This window comes from Rhizobacter sp. P3_B12, from assembly GCF_056402895.1.
The window spans coordinates 1-7,239 of record NZ_JBFUGN010000249.1 but is presented as its reverse complement, the minus strand read 5'-3'; the positions used below and the strand labels follow the sequence as shown (position 1 = coordinate 7,239).

At 64.5% G+C, this 7,239-nt stretch carries 6 protein-coding genes and 1 pseudogene; 6 read left to right on the top strand and 1 reads right to left on the bottom strand.

From position 1 onward, the window contains the following. The 5 genes and pseudogenes from AC1D01_RS14930 to AC1D01_RS14910 all read left to right on the top strand — a co-directional run. Positions 1 to 953, top strand: a pseudogene (locus AC1D01_RS14930) (PAS domain-containing protein); the annotation flags it as partial. After that, on the top strand, positions 890 to 1,516 hold the full coding sequence (locus tag AC1D01_RS14925) for a sensor histidine kinase (RefSeq protein ID WP_477867498.1): 627 nt from the start codon (positions 890 to 892) through the stop codon (positions 1,514 to 1,516). The pseudogene AC1D01_RS14930 and the gene AC1D01_RS14925, both read left to right, overlap by 64 nt. Continuing rightward, positions 1,513 to 1,941, top strand: a complete 429-nt coding sequence (locus AC1D01_RS14920; RefSeq protein WP_477867496.1) for a response regulator — start codon at positions 1,513 to 1,515, stop codon at positions 1,939 to 1,941. The genes AC1D01_RS14925 and AC1D01_RS14920 overlap by 4 nt, the downstream gene beginning before the upstream one ends. Beyond that, the gene (locus AC1D01_RS14915; RefSeq protein WP_477867494.1) at positions 1,938 to 4,853 is read left to right on the top strand and encodes a hybrid sensor histidine kinase/response regulator; all 2,916 of its coding nucleotides are present in this window, start codon (positions 1,938 to 1,940) and stop codon (positions 4,851 to 4,853) included. The genes AC1D01_RS14920 and AC1D01_RS14915 overlap by 4 nt, the downstream gene beginning before the upstream one ends. A 195-nt stretch (positions 4,854 to 5,048) precedes the next feature. Next, on the top strand, positions 5,049 to 5,294 hold the full coding sequence (locus AC1D01_RS14910; protein WP_477867492.1) for a hypothetical protein: 246 nt from the start codon (positions 5,049 to 5,051) through the stop codon (positions 5,292 to 5,294). Between the two features lie 211 nt (positions 5,295 to 5,505). On the opposite strand, the gene AC1D01_RS14905 is transcribed toward AC1D01_RS14910, so the two are convergent. Then, positions 5,506 to 5,922 carry an ester cyclase gene (locus AC1D01_RS14905; RefSeq protein WP_477867490.1) on the bottom strand — a complete coding sequence of 139 codons (417 nt, stop codon included), beginning with the start codon at positions 5,920 to 5,922 and terminating at the stop codon, positions 5,506 to 5,508. A 142-nt stretch (positions 5,923 to 6,064) separates the two neighbouring features. On the opposite strand from AC1D01_RS14905, the gene AC1D01_RS14900 reads away from it, so the two are divergent. Beyond that, complete coding sequence (locus AC1D01_RS14900; RefSeq protein ID WP_477867488.1) at positions 6,065 to 6,961, top strand: AraC family transcriptional regulator; 897 nt, start codon at positions 6,065 to 6,067, stop codon at positions 6,959 to 6,961. Positions 6,962 to 7,239 lie beyond the last annotated feature (278 nt).

Sequence of the window (7,239 nt, the reverse complement as noted above, 5' to 3'; positions counted from 1 at the left end):
TCTTCAACGTAGGCGCAGCTCGGATGCTGGGCTACGCCGCCATCGACGTGACGAACAAGATCACGCCAGCCGACATCTCCGATCCTCAGGAACTGATCGTGCGCGCAGAAACGCTGAGCGCCGAGCTCGGGATTTCCATTGCGCCTGGGTTCGAGGCACTGGTGTTCAAGGCTTCGCGCGGCATCGAAGACATCTATGAGTTGACGTACCTTTGCAAGGACGGCACCCGCCTGCCCGCGGTGGTGTCGGTCACCGCGTTGCGTGACCCACAGGAAGGCATCATCGGCTATCTCCTGATCGGCACCGACAACACGGCCCGCAAGCTGGCTGAGGCCGCGCTGGTCAAAGCCGGGGCCTTGGAGAAGGCGATCTTCAACAGTGTCAATTTTTCGAAGATTGCCACCGATGCGAAGGGCGTGATCCAGATATTCAACGTCGGCGCAGAGCGGATGCTGGGCTATTCGGCTGTCGACGTGATGGACAAGGTCACGCCTGCCGATATTTCCGATCCAGGCGAATTGATAGCGCGTGCCAAGACCTTGAGCAACGAGTATTCGACGAACATTGCGCCTGGATTCGAGGCGCTGGTGTTCAAGGCATCTCGCGGCATCGAGGACATCTATGAACTGACCTACATCCGCAAGGACGGCACGCAATTTCCGGCGGTCGTCTCGGTGACGGCCTTGCGCGATGCCGCGGAAAGGATCATCGGCTATCTGCTGATCGGCACCGACAATACCGTGCGCAAACGGCTGGCCGATGAAGTCGAGCGGCACCGTCATCACCAGGAAGTCGAAACGCGTCGCGCCAACGCCGACTTGCAGGAGTTCACCTACGTCGCCTCGCATGATTTGCGGTCGCCCTTGCGCGGCATCGCCGACCTGGTCGAGTGGATCACGGAAGACCTGGGCACCGATCCGCCGGGCGATGTGAAGCGCAACCTGGGCCGGGTCGGCCAGCGCATCGTGCGCATGGAACGCCTGATCGACGACTTGCTGAGCTATGCGCATGCCGGCCACGCCGCGACGCAGCGCTCGCTCGTCGACCTGAACGAGATGGTGCGGGCATCCTCGAGATCCAGCCGTTGCCACCCGCCTTCCGGGTCGAGCTGGCCATCGGCGTGCAGCCCTTCCAGGCCATCGCCGCACCCTTGGAAACAGCACTGCGCAACCTGCTCGGCAACGCGATCAAGCACCATGACGGCGTCGACGGACGCCTGCGTGTGGAGGCGCGGCGCGATGGCTACTACTGCGAGATCAGCGTTGTCGACGATGGTCCCGGCGTCCCGCCGCAGGCATGCGAGCGCATCTTCAAGCTGTTCCAGACGCTGCACATCACCGAGCGCGGCAACAGCGGCATCGGCCTGGCATTGACCAAACGGCTGATCGAGGTGCACGGCGGTCGCATCGAGTTGATCTCTCCGGTCGCGTCGGGACGCGGCGCCTGCTTCCGCTTCTGGTGGCCCATGATTCCCGAGTCTGCCGGCCGTGATTCACACCTGAGTGGAAACCCATGACTGAAAAACTCAACCTCACCATCGTGCTGGTCGAGGACGACGACGTGGCTGCCGAATCGGTGATGCGCGGCCTCAATCGCAGCGGTGTCAGTGCTCCCGTGGTGTGGGCACAGGATGGCGAGATGGCGCTGCGTGTGCTCCGCGGTGCCGATCCCGAACGCTGCGCGGAGCGACCTCGGGTCGTGCTGCTGGATCTGAACATGCCGCGCATGAACGGCTTCGAATTCCTGCAGCACGTGCGTGCCGACCCGCTACTGCGCGACGAGGTGGTCTTCGTACTCACCACCTCGGACACTGATGCCGACCGCATGCGCGCCTATCACGAGAATGTCGCCGGCTACATGGTGAAGGCTTCGGTCGGCCCGCAGTTCGCCAAACTGGCGCAGCTGCTGCAGTCCTATCGGCTGGCGGTGCGCTTGCCATGAATGCTGCCGCGACCCGGGGCTCGTCGGCGAGCATGGCCCAACGTCTGTCGATCCACTTGCTCGTCATTGACGACGACGATGTCGACCGCGAGCGCGTGCTGCGCCTGTTGACGCGATCGAACCTGAACCTGCAGACGATGGAGGCGGCAACCGGTACCGAGGCGCTGCGCATGGTGCGCGAACATGAATTCGACTGCGTGATGCTGGACAACCAGCTCGGCAGCGCCAGCGGCGCGGAACTGCTGCCTGCCCTGCACCGCGAGTCGCTGCGCGACTGCCCGATCATCATGGTCACCGGTGCCGGCAACGAGGCGCTGGCGGTGCAGGTTCTGCGCAACGGAGCGGTCGACTACCTGTCCAAATTCCAGCTCAGCACCGAAGTTCTGACGAGCGCCATCCACCGTGCGCTGGAGCACCAGCAAATGCTGCAGGAGATCGAAGTCCTGCAGACGCAGCTGCAGCAACGCGTCGACGTTCAGGCCATACAGATCGTCGAGCGAGAACGGGACCTGCGTGCGATCCTGGATCACACGCCCAGCGTCATCGGCTACTGGGACGCCAAGCTGTGCAACCGTTTCGGCAACCGGGCGCATCGAAGCTGGCTGGGGCTCAACCCGCGAACCCTCCCAGGAATGCATCTGCGCGACGTGATCGGGCCGCTGCACTTCGCGCGAAACGAGGACCGCATCCATGCGGTGCTGCAGGGCCGGGTGCAGACGTTCGAGCGCGAGTTCGCCACTGCCAACGGCGTGGCGCGTCACCTTCAGTTCAATCTGCGGCCCGACCTCGATGACGCCGGCGCGGTGCGCGGCTTCTACGCCACTGCGACCGAGATCAGCGCGATCCGGCAGGCCCAGTCGCGTGCCGAAGAATCGGCTCACTTCGCCGAAGCGGTGATCGACAACGATCCGGTCGGCTGCGGGGTGTACCGCATCGACGGGCACTGCGCAATGTCCAACCGCGCACTGGACAGCGCGCTCGGCGCCGACGCGCAGCGGCTCAAGACCGTGGGGCTGTGGGCCTGGTTGGCACAGCGGGCGCCGCTGATGGTTGCTCCGGCCCGGGCCACGATGGAGGACGGCCAGACGCGACGCTGCGAACTCGATCTGGCCGGCGAGCTGAGTGACGATGCCGCGTCCGTGCGCCTGGATTGCAGGCTGGCGCGCATCCTGCGCGAGGGCCAACCTCACCTGCTGCTGTTCGCCGATGATGTCACCGAGCAGGGCAAGGCGCTGGAAGCGCTGGTTGCAGCGCGCGATCTGGCCGAGGATGCCGCCCGTACCAAGAGCGCCTTCCTGGCCAACATGAGCCACGAGATCCGCACTCCGATGAATGCGATCGTCGGACTCAGCCGGCTGGCGCTGGAAGACGCGCTGCCGACGGGCGCTCGCGATGATCTCGACAAGGTCCACACTGCCGCGCTCGCACTGATGGGGCTGCTCGACGACGTGCTCGACCACTCCAASATCGAGGCTGGAAAACTGCGTTTCGAGCAACTCGAGTTCAATCTCGAGCAGACGCTGCAGCGCACGGTCGACGTCTTTGCCGCGCGCGTCGCCCTGAAGGGCCTCGCGTTCGTCGTTGATCTGCCACCCGAGTTGCCGCTTCAAGTGGTCGGCGATGCACTGCGAATGTCGCAGGTGCTGAACAACCTGGTGGGCAACGCGGTGAAGTTCACCGATAAAGGCCACGTGCATGTCGTGGTGCGAGAAATGCCTGCCACGCAGCCTGAGCGCTGCCTGTTGAGATTTTCCGTGCTCGACACCGGGATCGGCATCGACCCAGCGCACCACGCGGGCTTGTTCGACGCCTTCACGCAAGCCGACAGTTCGATCACGCGCCGCTTCGGCGGCACCGGGCTCGGTCTCACGATCTGCCAAAGGCTGGTCGAGATGATGGGCGGCGAGATGGGGATGAGGAGCGTTCCCGGACGCGGCAGCGAGTTCTGGTTCACCGCCAACTTGCTGCGTGGCGATATGCCGCCTCCCTCCAGCTTGCGGCAGCCGGGGATGGAGGGCCTGCGCGTGTTGCTCGTCGAAGATGGGTCGTTGGCTGATCAGGTGAACGCCACGCAACTGCTCGCTTGGCAGGTGAGGGTGACGCGAGCCGCTGACGTGAAGGCCGCATTGCGATACATCGAGCAGAGCCAGTCGTTGGATGATCCGTTCGATGCGGTGCTGCTCGACGGGCATTCGCTGGCGCTGGAAGAGCGGCTCGCGGTGGCGCGTTCGCTGCGAAGTGTGATCCACGGCGGTGCCGTCGGATGTCCGGCGCTGGTGATGATGTCGTCCGCCTCCAGGACAGCAGCCGATGCCGCGGTGGACCTCGTGCCGGATGTCGCGCTTGCCAAGCCGGTGCTGGCCTCGCCGCTGCTTGCGGCATTGCTGAAGATCGCCGAGCGCCGCGACATTCATGGCCCTGCGAACTCGRTGGGGACCGTTGCTGCCGATCTATCGTGTACCGCCACGCAAGCCGAATCGCTGCTGGCACACGCCGCGCCGATCGCTGGAGCCCGAGTGCTGCTGGTTGAGGACAACGTCGTCAACCAGATCGTCGGGCAGCGCATCCTGGGGCGCATGGGCCTGGAAGTGCTCGTCGTCGACGACGGCGTACAGGCGCTCGCCGCGCTCGATGCCGTCACCGATCGGCCGTTCGACGCCGTGCTGATGGATCTGCACATGCCGGTGATGGACGGGCTCGAAGCGACGCGGCGCATCCGCGAACGAGGGGCCTGGGCCTCGCTGCCGGTGATCGCGATGACTGCAGCAGCGCTGCCTGAGGACCGCGCGCAATGCTTCGAGGTAGGCATGGTCGACCATCTGGCCAAGCCGCTCATTCCAGAGAGCGTGCTCGACGTTCTGCTGCGGTGGATTCCGCACGACCGGCGTGATCGAGCGCTGCCTTCCACCTGACCCGACGCCCGAAGGCTCCTTCGGGTGAGTTAGACGCCCAGCGTTGGCGTCCCCAGCGGCTACCACCTGACCGCAGACCGCAAGAACCCGAACAAGGTCTATGCCCACGATTCGGGCGGCGCCTGGTGGGGCACGCCGGGCAAGGTTCATGTCTCGACCGATGGCGGTCACAGCTTCACGCTGAGCGCGGGCTCGGTGTCGGCCGGGCTGGCGCCCAGCTACTTCATGCACACCTCGCTGGCGGTCAACCCCAACGCCGAGGACGACCTCTGGCTGGCCGACGGCAACGCCGTGTACCACTCGACCGATTCGGGGGCGACCTGGACCAAGCTCAGCACCTTCGCGTCGATCTGGAGCGGCAACGCATGGCCCGTCGTGCAGAACGTCCATGGCCGGGTCTACGTCAGCGGCATCGGCCAGGGCATGCTGTACAGCAACTGAACCCCGTCTTCTTCATCCCCTCGCAGCGATGCGCCGACGACTCCGATCGCGCAGGGGTTGAAGCTGCTCTCGACGCGCATCAGGATCACGTTCCGCGCGGCATCGATATTGTCCGATATTCATCATTCGACAACCGACCGGCCGCTGTTGCGCGCGTGGGGTCGTGTGCCGGCCCCTGCGTTTGCACCAGGTTGCTTGCATCGGTGCGGCCTCAGGAGCGCGGCAATCCGCCGATCTGCTGCATCAGTCCGAGCAGGTCCGGTTGCCCGACTTCGGAGACGATCTTCCCGGTCGAGAGCCGATAGATGTTCAGCGCTTGCACGGCAATCGTCTTGCCGGTGGGAGGCACGCCGAAGAAGGCTCCGCGGTGCGTCCCGTGCATCATGAATCGCGCTGCGATGACATCACCTTCAATGACGGTTTCTTCAAGAGTCCACTGAATGTCGGGGAATCCACCGCGCATCATCCCGATGACCTCCAGGTAGCCCTGTGGCCCGTGCACGGGTTCGGCGCGCCCCGGAACGTGAAACACGGCGTCCGGAGAAACCAACTCCGTGGCGAGCCGCGGGTCCGCAGTGTTGATGAACTCCACGAAGCGAGCGATGAACTGTCGGTTTGTGGTTTGCATGGGTCGCCTCGGACTGTCTATCAGGATGGGAACCGGGGCATGGTGGTCGCCAGGTGCCCGCGTTCCCATATTGTTCGAGTTGCCGGCGCGTTCGACACGATCAAAGTCGGTTGCCAAATGGTGAATATCGGACAATGGATCGATGCCACGCGGAACGAGTCCCATCGATATCGAGCAGGTCCGGTATCGGCCTTCGGCCGAGCGCGCGCTGGATCTCGAGGTCTTCTCGATGTCGGACCTGAGACGAAGGGTTCCCCGAGCCCACCTGCAGCGTCACCACCGCTACGACTTTCACATGTTCGTGCACGTCAGACGCGGAGAATGCCGCGCCGTGGTGGACTTCAGTCACATCGAGTGTGGCGCCGGATCGCTGCTGACCATTCGGCCCGGACAGGTTCACCGCTTCGGCCCGGGAAGCCGTTGGGACGCAAACCTCTTGCTGTTCCGACCCGAGCTGCTGCAGGCTTCGCAGGGCGAGGAACGCCTTCAGATGCCTGAACTGGTCGACGCGCTTCCTGGCCATCTGCGCCTCGACCGGTCGACGGGTCGGTTCTTGGCCGACACGCTCGCGCGGCTGGAGGAGGCGTGCGGGCTCGACGCCCGGCAACCGCTGCTGAACTGGCTGCTCCAGAGCGAACTGGCAACGCTCGTGACGCGGCTGCACATCTTTCACGCCGAGCAACAGCCGTCCGACGGAACATCGTCCGACGCGCCGGAGCGCTTTCGTCTTTTCAAACGGCTTCTGGACGCGAAGGTGCATCAGTGGCATCACGTGTCGCGCTACGCACAGGCCATGGGATGTTCCGAGAAGACGCTCACTCGCATCTGCAGTGCGGTGGCTGGCGTCGGTGCGAAGGCCTTTATCGCCTCGCGCCTTGCGCTGGAAGCCAAGCGCCTGCTCGTGCACACGGAGATGCCGATTTCAGCCATCGCGCAGCGGCTCGGCTTCGACGAGGCGACCAACTTCACCAAGTTCTTTCGCGGCATCGAAGGATGCACGCCTGGCGACTTCCGCCGTCAGTTCGATGTCTCGTTGTAGCCGCATCCAGCGGTCCTGTCTGACCATGCTGTCCATCAGGGCCAACTCATCGACGAAGACATCCACGATACGAACCGTGTCGTCTTCGCCAATGGTGGCCCTGCATGCCGGCCAACAGGATGCAGGTGGGGTCGAGCTCAGCGGGGAAACGGAGCGGGGTTGGCCAGGTAGGCCTTGGACAGGCGCGCGAACTGGCCGCCGTCGTTCGTGATGTCCGCCGACGTGTCGTCCCCGGGACTGAAGACGATCGCGAATGTGCCGTTGCCCGCGTACTGCGT